The sequence below is a fragment of the Nocardia sp. Tas62D01 genome (assembly GCF_055232035.1).
Map to the genome: position 1 here is coordinate 891,819 of NZ_JBUYUZ010000001.1, position 16,926 is coordinate 908,744.

Annotated in this window: 16 protein-coding genes; 10 read left to right on the forward strand and 6 right to left on the reverse strand. The window is 65.6% G+C overall.

The annotated features are described in order from the left end of the window. Positions 1-45: 45 nt before the first annotated feature. Entirely contained in the window at positions 46-432 is a 387-nt protein-coding gene (locus tag ACV7NQ_RS04405; RefSeq protein ID WP_463358442.1) for a DoxX family protein, read from the forward strand. A gap of 225 nt (positions 433-657) precedes the next feature. Continuing rightward, complete coding sequence (locus ACV7NQ_RS04410; protein WP_463358443.1) at positions 658-1,638, forward strand: NAD(P)/FAD-dependent oxidoreductase; 981 nt, start codon at positions 658-660, stop codon at positions 1,636-1,638. 210 nt (positions 1,639-1,848) lie between these two features. Here ACV7NQ_RS04410 and ACV7NQ_RS04415 read toward each other — a convergent pair whose 3' ends face one another. The 3 genes from ACV7NQ_RS04415 to ACV7NQ_RS04425 all read right to left on the reverse strand — a co-directional run bounded on the left by ACV7NQ_RS04415 (position 1,849) and on the right by ACV7NQ_RS04425 (position 4,146). Then, a complete protein-coding gene (locus ACV7NQ_RS04415) occupies positions 1,849-2,679 on the reverse strand; it encodes an IS5 family transposase (protein ID WP_463365535.1) in 831 nt (276 codons plus the stop codon). Between the two features lie 534 nt (positions 2,680-3,213). Beyond that, positions 3,214-3,537, reverse strand: coding sequence for a hypothetical protein (locus tag ACV7NQ_RS04420; protein WP_463358444.1), 324 nt, complete (start codon positions 3,535-3,537; stop codon positions 3,214-3,216). A 99-nt stretch (positions 3,538-3,636) separates the two neighbouring features. After that, positions 3,637-4,146, reverse strand: coding sequence for a hypothetical protein (locus tag ACV7NQ_RS04425; RefSeq protein ID WP_463358445.1), 510 nt, complete (start codon positions 4,144-4,146; stop codon positions 3,637-3,639). Positions 4,147-5,401: 1,255 nt separating this feature from the next. Here ACV7NQ_RS04425 and ACV7NQ_RS04430 point away from each other — a divergent pair. The 8 genes from ACV7NQ_RS04430 (at position 5,402) to ACV7NQ_RS04465 (ending at position 12,882) form a co-directional block, all read left to right on the forward strand. Next, the gene (locus tag ACV7NQ_RS04430; protein ID WP_463358446.1) at positions 5,402-6,523 is read left to right on the forward strand and encodes a catalase family peroxidase; all 1,122 of its coding nucleotides are present in this window, start codon (positions 5,402-5,404) and stop codon (positions 6,521-6,523) included. Continuing rightward, a complete protein-coding gene (locus ACV7NQ_RS04435) occupies positions 6,513-7,079 on the forward strand; it encodes a cytochrome b (RefSeq protein WP_463358447.1) in 567 nt (188 codons plus the stop codon). The genes ACV7NQ_RS04430 and ACV7NQ_RS04435 overlap by 11 nt, the downstream gene beginning before the upstream one ends. A gap of 186 nt (positions 7,080-7,265) precedes the next feature. Next, positions 7,266-8,342 carry a tyrosine-type recombinase/integrase gene (locus tag ACV7NQ_RS04440; RefSeq protein ID WP_463358448.1) on the forward strand — a complete coding sequence of 359 codons (1,077 nt, stop codon included), beginning with the start codon at positions 7,266-7,268 and terminating at the stop codon, positions 8,340-8,342. After that, positions 8,339-8,665 carry a helix-turn-helix domain-containing protein gene (locus ACV7NQ_RS04445; protein ID WP_463358449.1) on the forward strand — a complete coding sequence of 109 codons (327 nt, stop codon included), beginning with the start codon at positions 8,339-8,341 and terminating at the stop codon, positions 8,663-8,665. Before ACV7NQ_RS04440 ends, ACV7NQ_RS04445 begins: the two co-directional genes overlap by 4 nt. A 161-nt stretch (positions 8,666-8,826) precedes the next feature. Then, on the forward strand, positions 8,827-10,248 hold the full coding sequence (locus tag ACV7NQ_RS04450; protein ID WP_463358450.1) for a hypothetical protein: 1,422 nt from the start codon (positions 8,827-8,829) through the stop codon (positions 10,246-10,248). Positions 10,249-10,901: 653 nt separating this feature from the next. After that, positions 10,902-11,258 carry a hypothetical protein gene (locus tag ACV7NQ_RS04455; protein ID WP_463358451.1) on the forward strand — a complete coding sequence of 119 codons (357 nt, stop codon included), beginning with the start codon at positions 10,902-10,904 and terminating at the stop codon, positions 11,256-11,258. Positions 11,259-11,383: 125 nt separating this feature from the next. After that, positions 11,384-11,740: a hypothetical protein gene (locus tag ACV7NQ_RS04460; protein WP_463358452.1), complete on the forward strand. Its 357-nt coding sequence runs from the start codon at positions 11,384-11,386 to the stop codon at positions 11,738-11,740. A 182-nt stretch (positions 11,741-11,922) separates the two neighbouring features. Then, positions 11,923-12,882 (forward strand): endonuclease/exonuclease/phosphatase family protein, encoded by a 960-nt coding sequence (locus ACV7NQ_RS04465; protein WP_463358453.1) that lies wholly within the window; start codon positions 11,923-11,925, stop codon positions 12,880-12,882. A gap of 77 nt (positions 12,883-12,959) precedes the next feature. On the opposite strand, the gene ACV7NQ_RS04470 is transcribed toward ACV7NQ_RS04465, so the two are convergent. The 3 genes from ACV7NQ_RS04470 to ACV7NQ_RS04480 form a co-directional block, all read right to left on the reverse strand. Beyond that, positions 12,960-14,276 carry an IS256 family transposase gene (locus tag ACV7NQ_RS04470; protein ID WP_463358454.1) on the reverse strand — a complete coding sequence of 439 codons (1,317 nt, stop codon included), beginning with the start codon at positions 14,274-14,276 and terminating at the stop codon, positions 12,960-12,962. A gap of 530 nt (positions 14,277-14,806) precedes the next feature. Continuing rightward, positions 14,807-15,451, reverse strand: a complete 645-nt coding sequence (locus tag ACV7NQ_RS04475; RefSeq protein ID WP_463358455.1) for a DedA family protein — start codon at positions 15,449-15,451, stop codon at positions 14,807-14,809. Positions 15,452-15,787: 336 nt separating this feature from the next. After that, the gene (locus ACV7NQ_RS04480; protein ID WP_463358456.1) at positions 15,788-16,714 is read right to left on the reverse strand and encodes a C40 family peptidase; all 927 of its coding nucleotides are present in this window, start codon (positions 16,712-16,714) and stop codon (positions 15,788-15,790) included. Positions 16,715-16,926: the final 212 nt, after the last annotated feature.

Sequence of the window (16,926 nt, forward strand, 5' to 3'; positions counted from 1 at the left end):
GGCCAGCGCGCGGGGTCCCGTTCGACCGGCTCCGGTAACGGCTCCGTGGGCTTTCGGGTAGGACCGAAACCTGCAGGGTCCGGCGCGCCAGAGTCGGCTGCCCCTGTTGACCGCGGATCTCGACCTGGCCGAGCAGGCCATCGCAAGGCCATCTGGCCGAAGGACAAGCTCATCGCCAAGGGACAGACGGGCGTCTCGCCGTTCCCGCCCGCCCTCATCCGTTTGACGGCAGCAGCCGAGTTGCTGGCTGCCGTCGGACTCATCGGACCTCAGGCCACCGGTATCGCTCCAGTGCTCACACCACTGGCCGCCGCCGGGCTGGTCGTGGTGATGCTCGGCGCCATGGCAAGCCACGCAAGCCTGTTACGCGCGGATCTGGCAGCGGGGCGCGGCGCACACGAAGCGCGAAATCTGGCGACCAACCTCACCTAGTACTCGGGAATTATCGGGCGGATATGCCTGAGTAGGGGGTCGAGGCGGCTCAGCGTGGACAGGTCGATTCTGGCGCGGCCTGCCACGTCCTCGAGCGTCAAGCCCTGGCGCATGCGCAGCTCGCGCAGCCACCTGCGAACCCGGAGGTCACCGAATCGTCGTCGGTCTTTGCCAGAATGGCAAGTCAGCTTGGCAGGATCGCCGCACGACCGCAAAGCTCGGGTCATGGAGACAGTATGGGATTGCATCGTGGTGGGCGGCGGTGCCGCCGGATTGAGCGCTGCCCTGGTGCTGGGCCGGGCCCGGCGGCGGACGCTAGTGGTGGACGCGGGCGAGCAGAGCAATCTGGCGGCCCATGGCATCGGCGGCCTGCTCGGTCATGATGGCAGGCCACCGGCGGAGCTGTATGCGGCTGGACGGCAGGAGCTTTCGGTGTATCCGACGGTGCAGGTGCGCCGCGGTGAGGTGATCGACGGCGGCCGTGACGGTGACACGTTCACCTTGGAGTGCGGCGACGGCACTCGCGAGCGGACCCGGCGGGTGCTGCTGGCGACGGGGATGGAGTACCGGTTGCCGGCGCTGCCCGGTCTTGCCGGATTGTTGGGTGGTTCGGTGTTCCACTGCCCGTTCTGTCACGGCTGGGAGATGCGGGATCGGCCGTTGGCAGTCCTGGCACGCAGCGAACGCGGCGTGCATGGGGCCCTGTTGTTGCGCGGCTGGACCGATGACGTCGTCCTGCTCACCGACGGTCCGGCGGACCTCGACGCCGATGGCCGCGCCCGGCTGACCGCCGCTGGGGTGTCGGTCGACGAGCGACCGGTGGCCGAGCTCGTCAGCGTTGACGGCGAACTGACGTCGGTCGTGTTCGCCGACGGGAAGCGCATGGCGCGCGGGGGAATGCTCGTCGCGACGACACTGCATCAGCGGTCGCGGCTGGCCGAGCGGCTGGGGGCGACGGCCGCACCTGCGGGACCCGTCGCGGTCGATGCGCTGAGCGTCGATCCACTGTGCCGCACCACCGCGCCCGGGGTGTTCGCGGCCGGCGACGTGAGCGCCCAGATGCCGCAGGTAGCCGCCGCGGTGGCCGCAGGCTCGCTCGCCGGGGCAGCGGTGGTGCAGAGCCTGCTGGCCGACGACGTCGGCCTGCCAGTACCCGGGGCGCCTGTTTCGCCGGCTGAAGGTGAGCGGCGTGTCGGCATCCGCTGAGACACAACAGTTCTAGGGGTTCCCGTAGAACTCGCCGAATTTAGGGCGGATATGACGCGGCCTCATCGGATGTCAATCTGTCTCAGGGCCCGCTGGACAGGCGTCAGGCAATACCTCGTGGGCGGCCTATTCTGACGCACTTCGAATGCCCACAGGATGTGGCGCTGAGGTAGACCCAAGCGCCACACCTATCAGAGCGCATCTGAGAACTCATGTGTTGGGGTCGGTGGTGCGGGCGAGCCGGCGGGTCAGGGTATGGATGGCGGCGATGTAGACCATGGCTTCGTGGTGGTCGGTGCGGGTTTCGTAGTCGCGGACGCAGCGTCGGTGCTTGACCAGCCAGCCGAACGTGCGCTCTACCACCCAGCGGCGGGGCAGTACCTTGAACCCGGTGGCGGTGTCGCAGCGTTTGACTATCTGAACTGTCAGTGCGAGAACGGATTTCGCCCATTCGACGAGCCGTCCGGCGTAGCCGCCGTCGGCCCACACGAGCGTGATCGTGGCGAATCGGGCACGCATTGCGGTCAGCAGCCGGTGGGCGCCGTCACGGTCCTGGATACTGGCGGCGGTGACCACCACCGCCAGCAGCAGCCCGGCCGAGTCGGTTGCGATGTGGCGTTTGCGGCCTTTGGTCTTTTTACCCGCGTCGTAACCGGCCGTGGCGGCGGCCACGGTGTCGGCGCAGCGCACGGTCTGGGAGTCGATGATCGCCGCCGTCGGGTGCGGGTCACGCCCGGCGTGCACCCGCGCCCGGTCTCGAAGTGCGTCGTGGATGCGTTGCCACACACCAGCTTTCGTCCACCTCCGGTAGATGTCGTAGATGGTCTTCGCTGGCGGGAAATCGTGTGGCAGCTGCGCCCACGCGATGCCGCCGCGGACCAGGTAGAAGATCGCGTCGCAGACCAGCCGCCGCGGCCACTTCTCCGCGCGTCCGCCCTTGCCGCCGCGGTTGCCCGGGGGTGGCAGCAGCGGCTCGAGCAGCGCCCACTCGGGGTCGGTCAGCGACGAGGATGGGTAGAACGGGCATTCCGGCGAGGTGATCGGGGACTCGCCGTGGGCCGGGCACAACGAACACGAGCAGGTAAGCGACACTGGCACAGGGACTCTCGGTGACGACGTTTTGGTATGGAAACCTCAGTCGTACCGGGAGTCCCTCTACATATCTGGCATCACACGCCGAACAGCTACCAAGTTCTCAGATGCGCTCTCAGTGCTTCGAGGAGCATCGACCAGAAATCCGGCGCTAAGGAGTTACCGCGCATAGCAACGCACTATGCTGGTCGACTCTGGAAACTATGCGCGGTACCGGCCACGCCGTGGCCGTCTGACAGCAAACGCCCAGTTCAATTCGCGCTACCGCTGGATTCCGCGTGGATGCTCCTCGCCTCCCCGCCTGGGCTGCTCGACGTGCACAGCCTGCACCGAGACCTGCTACTGCGGCGGTGCTGAAGACGACGACCCGCCCATCTATCTCCTCGAGATCGCCAGTTGACCGCGCCTTAATTTTCGGCCGAATAATATTCCCGCCCGAGTTAAGGTCCCCTCACGCCGGGGGGCACCTCGCACTGTTCCCGATCAGGTCGATCGCGTCGTCGGGTGCTCGCAGTCTTTGGTGATCGGTGGCGTATAGACGACGTGACCACACGCGGTACAGACGTGGAGGCGGTGGTGCCCGCCGGCCTGCTGGCAGCCTAGCGAGCCGACCAGCATCGCCTTGGGACCGAACTGCCGTCCGCACGCAGGGCACGCCGCAGGTGCGGGTTCGGCCCAGAGCCCGCCGCGCACCCGGTAGAGGCGACCCGGCGCGACCACCCGGCCATCCCGCAGCCGATACACCACGCGATCGAACACGCTTTCGATACTCTCACGTACCGATCGGGGCAGAGTCGGTTCGCTCATCTGCGACGACCTTTCACCGGTCGATGAAAGGGGACACCACCCACATGCGGGCGGTAGCCCCTTTCGTCGATACGTCGTTCAGTGACGGAACATCGGCGGCTAGCGTGACTGCTTCTCGAGTGCCTGCTGGCGAAGCTGATGCAACTGCATTTCCCACTGCCCGGACCGGTCCTGGCTACGGGTGGCCTGATCCTCGGACTGCTGGGCCAGCTGGCTGGCCTGGTCGGCCTGGTCCTGCGCCGATTGAGCCCGTTGGTTGGACTGGTTGGCCTCGCTTTGTGCCTGCTGGGCCTGGTTTTGTGCCCGGTCGGCCTCGCTCTGGGCTTGCTGGGCCTGGTTCTGCGCCTGGATGGCTTGTTGGCGGGCCTGCTGGGCCTGCTGGTTGGCCTGGCTGGCGTCGTTCTGCGCCACCTGCGACTGGTGGTGAACCTGACGCGCCTGCTGTTGCACCTGCCGGGCAAGGTTCTGCGCCTGATGGGCGTACTGACGAGCGCTTTGGGCTTCCTGCCGCGCCTCATCGACACCGAGCCGCAGCGTCTCGATGTCCCGAATGTTCTGGATGTCCTGGGCGTCGCCACGCTTCGCCTCGGCCGTCGTTTCTTGTGCCATGTGAGCTTCCCTCCAAAAGTTGGTTGAGTGGACAGACTCGTTGGACCGGACTCATTCTTACCGGAACAACAGCGGTTGGCAACTATTCCGCAACTATCTAGAAATGACGGCGAGGCACACCGAACCCGGCCCGTTACCCCTGTGCCTCATCGTCGTGTTCCGATCACGTCACCTAGATGGGACAGATATGAGGGGCCCTGTCGGGTCGATACCTGGACCGTCCCCGGTACTCCGGACGACCCGCATCGCCGTTCGGCGTAGACCCGGGCCCGCCCGACTTCACGTTCGCCGGTCCCGGCCGGACGGGCCTTCCCGTGTGCATGCAGCCGCGCCACCCCGCCGTGGCCACCACCCGACACACCACGAAGCTACCGTACGGCTACCGCGTGGTGGGCAGGAACCGCGATAGCGTGCGATGGTCGTGCTGTTCGTTCACCCCCAGACGGCTGCTCAGTGAAGACAAGACCCGCCGGGTGCTCGCAGGCCTCACACCTACCGCCCGCCCGGCGGGTCTTGGCACGTACCGGATGCCGCTCGAGTGGGTGGACACCCTTCACCCGGTGACCGGCGGGCACCACGGAGAGAGGGGGTGGGCGGGTGACGGAGTTCGCGGACCGGGTAAACCGGCTGGTACGACCGCTGCGCCGTCGCCGCAGCCACGAACGCCCTGCTGAACGCCGACCTGGAGCAGGCCGAGCACGCCATCGACATCTGCCGTGAGATCGACACCATGCGCGAGGCTGCGAGCACGCCGCCCTCACCCTGCTGGCCTACCTTCCGGCCGAGGCATCCGCCCAGGTCGGCACCGGGGTTTCTACCGGAGATAAACGGCATTTGTCTGCGGAAACTCCCTTAGCGCCGGATTTCGCAGTTTTGGGCTTGCCGACAGCAAGGCGCCTGGTCAGAAGCGGTTCCATCCCGTTAGCGCCAGATTTGGGCCGTTTGGACCGCTACCCCCGGATCATGTCCACATCGTCGATGCTGTCCGCGCGGTTAAGAGAGACGCTCGTTTAACACGCTCAACTACCCACTGAAACTAGGGAAGAGCCACCGCATCGAGCTGGCCGAACCCAGCCCCATCATGGCGATCACGCTGCGACCTGGCACCCGCCTGGAACGCCGCTGAATGACGAGCCCCTCGAACGACACGCAGCCACATCGGCCCGTCACCATCTGCGCGGCCCGCGTCGGCGTGCGCACTGCGTAGCATCCAAAGGGACATACCTCTAGCGTCACCGTCGCGAGGGAGAAGAGTGTGGACGACCACACACAGCCCGACCCCGCACCATCAGCCGAGCGTCAGGACCTGCGGCGACGTGGGCTGCCCCGGCGCGGCGCGCTGGTGGGTATGGCCGCGGTGGGCGGAATCTCCGCGGTCAACGTCGGCGCGTTCCTGTGGGCGGGCGGCTGGTTGACGCCGGAGAGCCTGAGCCCGTCGAGGTTCGTAAACCGGTTCGAGCGGGTCTACGGCCGCCATGACGGTTTCCGACGCAACCATGCCAAGGGCCTGAGTGCTTTGGGCACGTTCACCAGCAACGGGGCAGGCGTCGCGCTGTCGAGCGCCTCGGTGTTCCGGCCGGGGGTCACGCCGGTGACGGCGCGGTTCTCGCTGTCCGGCGGTATGCCAGTGGTCTCTGACGCGAACGCGACCGTGCGCGGGCTCGCGGTGCTGTTCCACCTGGCCAACCGCGAGCAGTGGCGCACCGCCATGGTGAACATCCCGGTCTTCCTCGACCGCGTGCCGCAGGGGTTCTACGACCGGCTGCTCGCCACGAAACCGGTGGACGCGACCGGCCGACCGGACCCGGCGAAGCTTGCCGCGTTCCTCGCCGAATACCCGGAGACGGCGCGCGCGATGGCTGTCGTCAACCGGACGCCGCCGTCGAGCGGATTTTTCAACAGCCCGTTCCACGGGCTCAACGCGTTCCGGTTCACCAACGCGGCGGGCACGACGGTGCCGGTGCGGTGGAGCCTGTGTGCCGAGGACCCGTTCGTCGCGGGTACGCAGGGGGCGGGCCGGGACTACCTATTCGACGCATTGATAGAGCGGGTCGCGCGGGAGCCGGTGCGCTGGCGGCTGGTGGTCACGGTCGCGGAGCCGGGTGACCCGACAAACGACGCGACGCAGGCCTGGCCCGCGAACCGGCGACAGGTCGAGGTCGGCACGCTCAGCATCGACTCGGTGTCGACCGAGGCGCCGGGCAACGCCCGCGACATCAACTTCGACCCGCTCGTGCTGCCGACCGGGATCGACGCGTCCGACGATCCGCTGCTCGCGGCGCGGTCATCGGTGTACGCGAAGTCCTACCAGCGGCGCACCCGCGAACCGCACACTCCCAGCGCGGTCAACGTGGCGGCGGTCGACGATGAACAGTGATGCCAGGTTCACCGCTGTCGCACGCTGCCTGCACTGGCTCATGGCCGTGCTCGTGATCGCCATGCTCTTTATCGGGGTGTTCATGGTCGGCTCGATCAGCGACTTCCACCTGCTTGTCACTATTCACGAACCGCTGGGCCTCGCGATCCTGCTATTCGCGCTGATCCGGATCGGGTGGCGGCTGCGGCACACGCCGCCGCCGTGGCCGCCCGGCATGACGCGACTGGACCGCTTGGTGGCCAAGTACTCCGAGCGATTGCTCTACGTACTGCTCGTGCTGCAGCCGTTGTTCGGGTGGGGACTCGTGTCGGCGTCGGGGCAGCCGATCGTCCTGTTCGGATCGTGGTATCTACCGGCGATCGCGCCCGCGAACATCACCGTGTTCGCCGCGCTGCTGTGTGCGCACATCGTCGCCGGCTACGTCCTGTACTTCACCTTCGCCGCGCACCTGGCCGGCGTGCTGTGGCACACGCTCGTGGTCGGGGACGGCGTGCTCTACCGGATGACGTTCGGACGGGTGCGCAACCGAATGCCCGAGCCTGTGAAACAGCCGTGAGGGTTAAGAGATAACCCGTGAGTCCAGCGATTGCTTACTGAGCACCTGTGGACCGCTCCGCCCCTGGACCTGGGGATTTTCGTTCTGTTCGGATGGGTTGGCGTGTCTTGACTGAAGTTCAGAATTAATGAAGTAGGTTCGGGCGATCCGAAGGATGATTGTCTGAGCTGAAGGTGGGGTCGCGGGTTGAGCCTGGCTGTGGTGCGGGATCTGCGCGATCTGCGGTCTCCGGCGACTCCGGAGGAACTCGCGGACTTCGAGACCGATGTGCTGGCGGGGTTCGTGCTGGCTCGTGCGTCGGCCGGGTTGGCGGACGGCACGATCAGCGGTGATGTGAACCACTTGGAGCAGGTGCGGGCGTGGTTCTGTAAACCGTTGTGGGACATGGAACCCGCTGACGCCGACGCCTACTTCGGGCAGGTGTTGCGCGGAGCGGCGAAGGGCACCCGTTTGGGGCGGGCACAGGCGTTGACGACGTTCTTCGCGTTCCTCGAACTGCGGCACAAGGTCGAAATCCACGCGATGACGGGCCGGGTTGTCGAGTGCCCCATCGATGAGATGAACAAGCCGCGCGGCCTCAAGCAGGCGGCGTTGCGGATACCGCCGACCGAGGCCGAGGTCAAGGTGCTGTTCGCTGGGTGGCGCGAGGAGTTGACGAGTTGCCGCAAGTTCGGCCCGACTGCCCGCAATTATGTTGCGGCCCAGTTGATGTCACAGGTCGGACTGCGCGTGAACGAGGCCCGGAACCTTGATCTTGCCGACATCAAATGGGAGCTGGGCAGGTTCGGCAAACTGCACGTCCGAATCGGCAAGGGCGCTCGCGGAAGCGGCCCACGGGAGCGGATGGTGCCGCTGATCAACGGCGCCGACCGGACAGTGCGTTGGTTCGTCGAGGACGTGTGGGGCCATTTCGACGACGACCACCAGCGGCCCGGTGCGCCGTTGTTCCCTTCGGAGCGCAAGAACACCGACGGAACCTGCCGCAGGGTGGGTGACGACGCCCTTCGTGCGGGCCTCGCCGGGGCAGCCGGCACGCACCTGCCGGGATGGGCTGACACCCTCACTCCGCACGTGTTGCGGCATTTCGCGGCGAGCCAGCTGTATTTGTCGGGTGTGGATCTGATCGCGATCCAGGAGCTGTTAGGGCATTCCTGGATCTCTTCGACTCTGAATTATGTTCACGTTCACCGGACCCGGATCGAGGACGCCTGGGTCGCGGGCCAACAACGCGCGGCGCATCGCTTGGAAGGACTGCTGTCATGAAATGGAACCTGCGCCTGGCCGCCGCCAACCGCGGCATCTGGAAGGCCAGTGAACTTCAGCACCTGCTCGCCGCGCACGGCCTGGTGATCAGCGCCGGGAAGATGTCGGGCTTGTGGTCGGGCAACCCCGCGAGCATCAAGCTCGACGATCTCGACATCATCTGCGTGGTGCTGGGCTGCCCCATCGGGGAAATTCTTGTCCCCGAACCGGAGAAAGTCCAAAAACCTGGCACTGCAACGATTTCCAAAGCTGTTGCCGCCGGAAACAATGGCCCTGTCGTGACCCCGAAACGCCGCGACGGCCGCTCACTGCCACCGGAGTGACCGGCCGCGGACCCGCAGCGCGGACCTGCGCAGGCTGCTTGGCCTGGGGCAAATTCGGCCGAGGTCTGTGCGCGGCGTGCTACATGTTCACTCGCGACCACGCCGTCACAGAATGCGCCGGCTGCGCACGCATCGTCGCTTTGAAGAACAAGCACTGTCGATTGTGCTGGAATCAGGCCCGCAAACTCGCCCGAGAAGCCGACGGTCTGGTGCCGACCACCGCCGTCGACCACCTGCACGAGGTTCGTTACCACCAACTGTTCTTCGCCGATATGGGCTCGACCCGCGGCGCGACAACCGACCCGCCACGCCGCTACGCCCGGCGCGGCAGGCCCCTCAAACCGTCACCGTCACCAGCTCATCGGCCAGATACCAGCTGCATGCAGATGTTTCTGTTCGACAGTCCCGTGCGGGATTACCTCCGCTTCGATGAGCACGCCGACACCGACACCGACACCGACAACCGATGGCTGCGCTGGGCTCGCTACCTCGCCCACCAGACCGCCGAGCGGCGCGGTTGGTCACGCGGGGTCCGAGACGATGTCCAACGGTCGCTGATCATTCTGCTGTCGCGTCACATCGACGGCGATGTGGTGCATTACTCGGCGATGTTCGCGGCCCTGCGGGCACTCGACCTCACTGTCGATCATGTCGGCTACGTGCTGGGCGAGATGGGCATCCTGGTCGATGACCGGCAACCGTCGTTCGAGGATTGGCTGGAAGGCAAACTCGACGGCATCGCGGCGGGTATCGCCCAAGAGACCGAGACATGGCTACGGACCCTGCGGGACGGCGGCCCACGTGCTCGGCCCCGCAAGATCGGCACCGTCTGGACCTATGCGAACACGATTCGTCCCCTCCTGCTCGACTGGTCCGCCCACCGCGACCACCTGCGCGAGGTCACCCGCGACGATGTGATCGCCGCACTCGAGTCGTTGCACGGCTCGGCGCGACAGGGCACCCTGGTCGTGCTGCGGTCACTGTTCAAGCACTGCAAGAAAACCCGCGTCGTCTTCATCAACCCAACCAGCCGAATCCGGGTCGGCGACCGGGGCGCGAAGCTTATCCAGCCCCTCGACCCCGACCAGATACAGCGAACCGTCAACGGTGCCGCGCGCCCCGCCGATCGGCTGATAGTTGCACTGGCCGCCGTCCACGCCGCCCGCTCAGCAACGATCCGGGCTCTGCAACTCGACGACGCCGACCTCGGCAACCGGCGCCTGACCATCGCGGCCCATGTCCGGCCACTCGACGAACTCACCTACCAGCTGCTGCTGGAATGGCTCAACTACCGTCGAACCCGCTGGCCCTACACCGCCAACCCGCACCTGATCATCAACAATCAGACCGCCCACAAGCTCACGCCGGCCAGCGCGCACTGGATCGGTGACGGATTCCGTGGACAGCACGCCACACTCGAACGCTTACGTGTCGACCGCCAACTCGAGGAAGCCCTCACCCAAGGTCCTGATCCTCTACACCTGGCCGTCGTCTTCGGCTTGGACGAGAAGACCGCCATCCGCTACGCGGCCGCAGCGCGGCAGCTTCTGGAAGCCGAGATCGAGCGACATGCTCCGAGTTGAGACGAACCCACGGGTCGAAACAACTCGCAGACTGAACGAACCCTTGGGTTCCCGGTGAAGAACCCTCAGTTCGCTTGAACCCGCGGGAGCCAAGGGGGTCGAGGAGCAGCCGCGCGGAATCCGGCGGTAGCGCGAATCGAACTGGGCGTTTGCTGTCGGGCCGCCCCCCAGCGTGGCCGGTACCGCGCATAGTTTCCAGAGTCGACCAGTCCCGGCCAAGCCAAAGTGCCAGCGCTGAGGTCCAGTCAGCTGGCGAGTCACGGTAAGCGTCATCCTCGAGCTCCACAGGCCCAGGTACCGGCTTTTGAGCTATCGCAGATAAATCGCGGGGTCAGCACCCTCCAGCTATGGCATCCGCCCAGGTCGCTCATCAACAGCATCCGATCGGCCGCTCGCTGATAGACCAAACCCAGACCCGCCCGATCGGGGGACCGAGATGAAGATAGTCCGTGACGACCATTGGGGTTCAATGACGAGGAGACTCGTGTCGTTCGCCGCCGCTGCCGTGGTAGCGGCCATACCCGCGGGCGTGATGGCCGCGCCCGCATTGGCGACGACGATCAACTGTGTGTACACGGGGCCGTTCGTCGGCCATCCTGGCATGCAGTACGTATGTTATGCAATTCATGACGACGGTTCGAGGGAGACCTTCTATGCGCCAGGACCGGCAGCCAACCCCTGAGCCGGGACTGCATGTCACGCAGCGGCCCGAGTTCGTGCCGCAGGCTGACGGATCGTTGCGCGCCTACTACCCGGGCGAAGACTGGTACGTCGTCGGCGCAGACCGTCATGACGCAATAGCGAAGCTGACGGTGGAGGTTGATCGGCGTATGCAGGATCCGGCGTATGTCGCCCAGCACTTTGAGATGTCATGTCAGCATCTGGGCAGCGAGGTGACGCCGGGGTTCGAGGTGCAGGAGGTGACGGCTGCGGAGTACGAGCGACGGACAACAGCGCTCGGTGAGAAACTCCGAAGTAGTCAGACGATCCTGGAGCCGGGCACCGACTGAATTCCGTTGGTGGACTTGGCGGGTTCCACCAAGTCCACCAACGGTCTAACAACCGGAGCAACTCCGCACTGGTCACCCGTGCCGCACATCGGCTGGCCGATCAATTTCCCGACGGCCGTTTCTTCGTGGACCTCCACGCCCACACCCCAGGTCAGACCCTGGCAGAGCCCATCGATGTGCTTGCCGGGCTGCTCACCAATCTCGGTGTCGATCCCCGTGCCATCCCTGACAGTCTGCAAGACCGCCGCAGTATGTGGCGAGATCGCTTGGCAGGCAAACGTGTTCTGCTCGTCCTCGACGACGCCAAGGACAGCGCGCACATCGAGCCGCTGTTGCCAACCGGACGCCAGTGGTCGGGTGGCCCACCGCGCGGCGCAGGGCACACCTCAGTGCGGTCGCTCGCCAAGTACACCAAAGTGTCGGCCGAGGCACTCGGGCGGTGGCAGGCCGGAACCGATCCCGCCGCCCGGCGCCGCCGATGAAAAGAAGGCGCAGCCGCGATGCCCACTGGATCGTAGAGGTATCGCCCGCGGGTTTACCGTGCGTTGTTTCGGCCCGCGAGGGCCAGTGACGAGAAAGTCACGTTTTCGACCGTCCTCGTCTCCTGTCTCCACTTGGCCATCGACATGCGTTGTGGGACTTGTGTGTTTGTCTGTTGGGTGTGATGTCGAAGTTGGTTCGGGTCGGTGTCGGCATGCTCGCGTGGACTGCGACACTGGCGGGAGCCGCTGGGGTCGCGTTGCACTTCAGTCGGTCGGGGTCTCGAGTGTTGGTCTTGGCGGCTTCGGGTGCGCCGTATCTGATGGGTGCCGCGCTCGTTGGGATTGTGGCGTTTGTAGCCATGCGACGCTGGGTCAGTGCGGGTGTGGCGGTCGTTGTCGTGGCCGCCGCGGTGTGGACTCAAGCTCCGCTGTACGTCCATCGCTCGGGTGGCGTCGAAGGACCTGCCGTGATGGTGATGCAGGCCAATCTTCTGTTCGACGGAGCGGATCCCGGGGCGCTGGTCGACCAGGTACGCGCGCGGAACATCGGTGTGCTCACCGTCAACGAACTCACCCCGGCGGCGGTCGAGGGTCTCGGCCGTGCAGGGCTCGACCAGGTGTTGCCGTACCGGCATCTCTCCCCGGGAAGGACTGCGGCCGGGACGGGAATCTGGAGCAGCTACCCGCTGTCGGAGACCGTTGAGTATGACGGGTTCGTGCTGAACCAGCTCTCGGCGACCGCAGACATTCCGGGCGCTGGACCGGTCACGGTGTACGCCTTCCATCCGGTGCCCCCGGTGTTCGGCACCCAGGTGTGGGCCGACGAGTTGTCCCGTCTGCGCGCAATTCTCGAGCAGTCGCCATTGGATCGGCCGGTGATCGTCGGTGGCGACTTCAACGCGACCTACGATCATTGGCAGTACCGCGCGATGTTGTCAGGACGTTTCGGCGACGCCGCCGAACAGGCGGGCGCCGGACACCTGGTCACCTATCCCACCGACAAACGATGGCCGCCCCTGGTCGGTATCGACCATATCCTCGTCGCCGAGGGGCGCACGGTCGCGGTGGAGACAGTGGACCTACCAGGCGCAGACCACCGCGCCCTGGCAGCGCAGATCCGCCTGGACCGTGGAAGGCAGTAGGGGCCGGGTGTCACAAGCAGGTAGCCATTACCGGGCGTCGCGATGAGATATTGTCAAGACCTGTGGATCAGCAAGTTTCAGGCGACTTCCTCCGCCTCGGCTGATGACGGGCTGGTCGGTGTGTTCGGGGTGATGTCGGCGGGCCGTTCCAGGAGTTTGCCCTTGTGGAATACGGCCCCGGCCCGGACGAGTGCGACTAGGTGTGGGGCGTTGACGGCCCGCCAGCGCGTTTGAGCGGCCTCGATCAGCTTGAAGGCCATGGCGAGCCCGGCCGCGCGGGAACCCGGCCCCTTGGTGACCTTCGTCCTCAAACGCACTGTGGCGAAAGTACTTTCGATCGGGTTTGTGGTGCGTAGGTGGATCCAGTGTTCGGCCGGGTATTTGTAGAACTCGAGCAGCACGTCGGCGTCATCGACGATCTTGGCGACCGCTTTCGGGTATTTCGCGCCGTAGTCGATCTCGAAGGCCTTGATCGCGACTTGTGCCTTGTCAATGTCCTCGGCCATGTAGATTTCCTTCATCGCCGCCAACGCGCCAGGATGCGCCGACTTCGGCAGCGCTGCAAGGACATTCGCGGATTTGTGGAACCAGCAACGCTGCTCTCGGGTCAGGGGGAATACCTCACGCAGCGCCTTCCAGAATCCGAGCGCGCCGTCACCGACGGCGAGCACCGGCGCGGTCATGCCGCGGCGGCGGCAGTCACGCAGCAGATCGGCCCACGACTCGGTCGACTCGCGATAGCCGTCGGTCAATGCGACGAGCTCCTTGCGGCCGTCGGCGCGAACCCCGATCATCACCAGCAGGCATAGTTTCTGCTGGTCGAGCCGGATTTTGAGGTGGATGCCGTCGACCCACAGGTACACGTAGTCGGTGCCTGAGAGGTCGCGGGCGGCGAAGGTGCGGGCTTCGTCCTGCCACTGCGTCGTGAGCCGGGTGATCGAGGCCGCCGACAGGCCCGCGCCCGTGCCGAGGAACTGCTCCAACGCCGGCCCGAAATCGCCGCTGGACAGCCCATGCAGGTACAACAACGGCAGAACCTCCGTCATCTGCGGCGATTTTCGTGCCCACGCGGGCAGGATCGCCGAGGAAAACCGCTGCCGCTCACCGGATTCGGGGTCGACACGCTTGTCGTTGACACGCGGTGCCTTCACCGTCACCGCACCCGCGGCGGTCAGGACCTCCCGCTCGACGTGGTAGCCGTTGCGGACCACCAGCCGCCGGCCTTCGTCGTCGACCTGGTCGGCGAACCGCTCGATATAGGCCGCGACCTCGGCCTGCAACGCTGCGGCGAGCATCTTGCGGGCACCGTCGCGAACAATCTCATCGAGCAACGACCGGGCGCAGGACACACCGGGATCGTTGGACTCCGCCGCATCGTGAACTACCTTGAGCACCGGCGTACCTTCCCGCCAGCGTTGGCGCGCTGGACTTGATCAAATACCTATGGCTTCGTAGATCATCCGGGAAGGTACGCTTCCCGGCCATCCACAGGTCCTGATCATTTCTCGTCGCGATGGCAGACGAGCTTTGCGGTCGGTCAGGAATCCGTTGCACGATGGGTAACCGAGGGCACTCCTGAACGGGTCGATCCGGGGCGCGGCCGAGCGGCGCTACGTGCGAGCGTCGCAGTGACGATGCCCTGGCTAACCGGCATCCCTTCGATGGCTATCGAAGGGTGCGGGGCCCTAAGGCCTCCGGGATGTCAGTGCTGAGCCATAGCATCAGGCGAACCTTACGAAGGACGCGGTAATGCCAATCCATGGACGCAATGCGTATCCCGAAGTCGTACTCGAGCGGATGCAGCGAATCCGCGCGGCCCACGTCGCGCCGATCAATGCCTTGGCCGACCACCCGTCGGCCCGTGATCGCCCCCATCGAGCAACTCGATTGCAGCCGTTGACCTTTCGTTTAGGTCGGTGAGCGCTCAGTCGGCGTCGTGGGCGGCCTTGTATTCGGCCTCGAACGTCCGCTCGCGGCGCCGTTCGCGCACCTTCCACACGATCAGCGCCACAATCACGATCGCCGCCACCGCGATCGCCATATCCCGCCCGACGGTCTTCGCCACCGCCTCATATGACTGCCCGGCGACGAACCCGAGCACCACAAACGTCGTGCCCCATACGACGCCACCGACCGCATTGAAGGTCAGGAACCGGCGATAGGGCATCTGCGAGGTCCCCGCCAGCGCAGGCATCATCGCGCGGAAGAATGCGGTGAAGCGGCCCAGTAACACCGCCCACCCGCCGCGGCGGGCTAGGTAGTCCTGCGCGCGGTCCAGACGTCCGCGGTGCCGATCCAGCACGGAGGCTTGCAACAGGCGCGGCCCCACGTGCTTGCCGACCTCGTAGCCCACGCTGTCGCCCACGATCGCCGCGGCCACCACCAGCACGATCATCGCCCACAGTTGCACGTGGCCCTGGCTGGCCGCCACCCCGCCGAGCACCGCCGCCGTCTCGCCGGGCACCACGAATCCGACGAATAAGGCGTCCTCGACGAACACCAGGAGGGTAACGAAGACGTAGACCCACACCGGGGCGATATCCAGTATCCGGTGCAGCAGCGAGTTCATGAACGCCACGGTACCCAGTGTGTGCGGCAAGTCGGAGACTGAATGTCCGAGTGCCCAACCACCGAGATCAACCGCATCAGGTTGCGCTGAACGACGATCCGCTCGTCGCCGACCCGCACCGAACGAGCCCGCCTGGGCCGCGATGGTCGGGGTGATCGTCGCCCTGCATGTGATCGGCTTGGTCACCCTGGTGGCATCCATTGCCCCACAACACTTCAGACTCGGCGATAAGACGCTCGGCATAAGGTTGAGTCCCGCAAGATGCTGTACGAACTCAACGCCCGGCCGGCGCAGGGTGTGGCCGGGTAGGTCCGCCGCATTGCTGCGGCGGACCCCCTAGAAGCGGGTGGCGTGGAAGCCGTGCACCTGGGAGAGCGGGATGACCTTGACGTGGTCGCCGGTGTGCGGCGCCTCGACCACTTGGCCGTTGCCCACGTAGATCATCACGTGACCGGGGTTGCCGCCGTTGAACTCCGCGTTGGGAAAAATCAAATCCCCCGGCTGCAGGCTGCTCGGGTTGACCGGGTGCGACATTGTCGCGTGGTATTGCGCATCCGCGGTGCGCGGCATATTCGTGATCCCGGCCTGTTTGGCGGAATACTGCACCAGGCCTGAGCAGTCGAAGGCGTTCGGACCCTCCGCGCCCCAGACATACGGGTCGCCCACCTGCGCCAGTGCCGTTTCGAGGAACTTCTTCTTCTTTGCGTCGGTCACATTGGTGACCATGCTTTGCACCTGGGAACTCGACAACGGCGTGCCGTAGTTCACCGGCGCGAGGCCGGGGCTGTTTTGGGTCACCGAGCCGCCGGTGGGGACAACGGGAGGGTTCGTGTTGGCTATCTGCTTGGCGTGCTGCTGGATCTTGGTGCTGGCGCCCTGCAGGTCGGTGTGGACGTTGTCCATCGCGGTGAGGCAGGCGTTGATCATCGTTCCCTCGAACGCAAAGTTATGGGGCGGAGGGGCTGGCAGTTTCGGGTAGTCGAGGGCGTTCTGCAGGGTGGTGATCTCGCCCTCGATCCGCTTGCACGTGCTTTCGGCGATGCCGGCGACGTCGGAGATCCGGCCACCCACCTCGCCGTCCTGGTCGGCCAACTGCTTGCTGACCTTTTTGACATGGTCGACATTCTGGTTGTAGGCGGTGGTCAGCTTGGATTTGTCGCTCGTGTCGGTCAGCGACTTGTAGTCCTTGCCATCGTCTTTCTTAGTGATCAGGTCCGAGAAGTCGGGAGCCGCGGCCGGGTCACCGGAACCGAGCCGATCCACGCACAAGATAATGTAGTTCCGCACAACCACGACAAGCCGCTTGAGGCCCTCCGTCGCATTCTGCTGGGCCTCGAGTTTCTTGGCCGCGGATTTGGCTCCGTCAACGCGCGTGGTAGTCATGGCTACTGAGACCTGCCTCCCATTCGGTCCTACTAGGATTACTCTGCGGTATTCCCACTGGCGGAGACGTTGGGTGGTGTGCAACTCGCCTG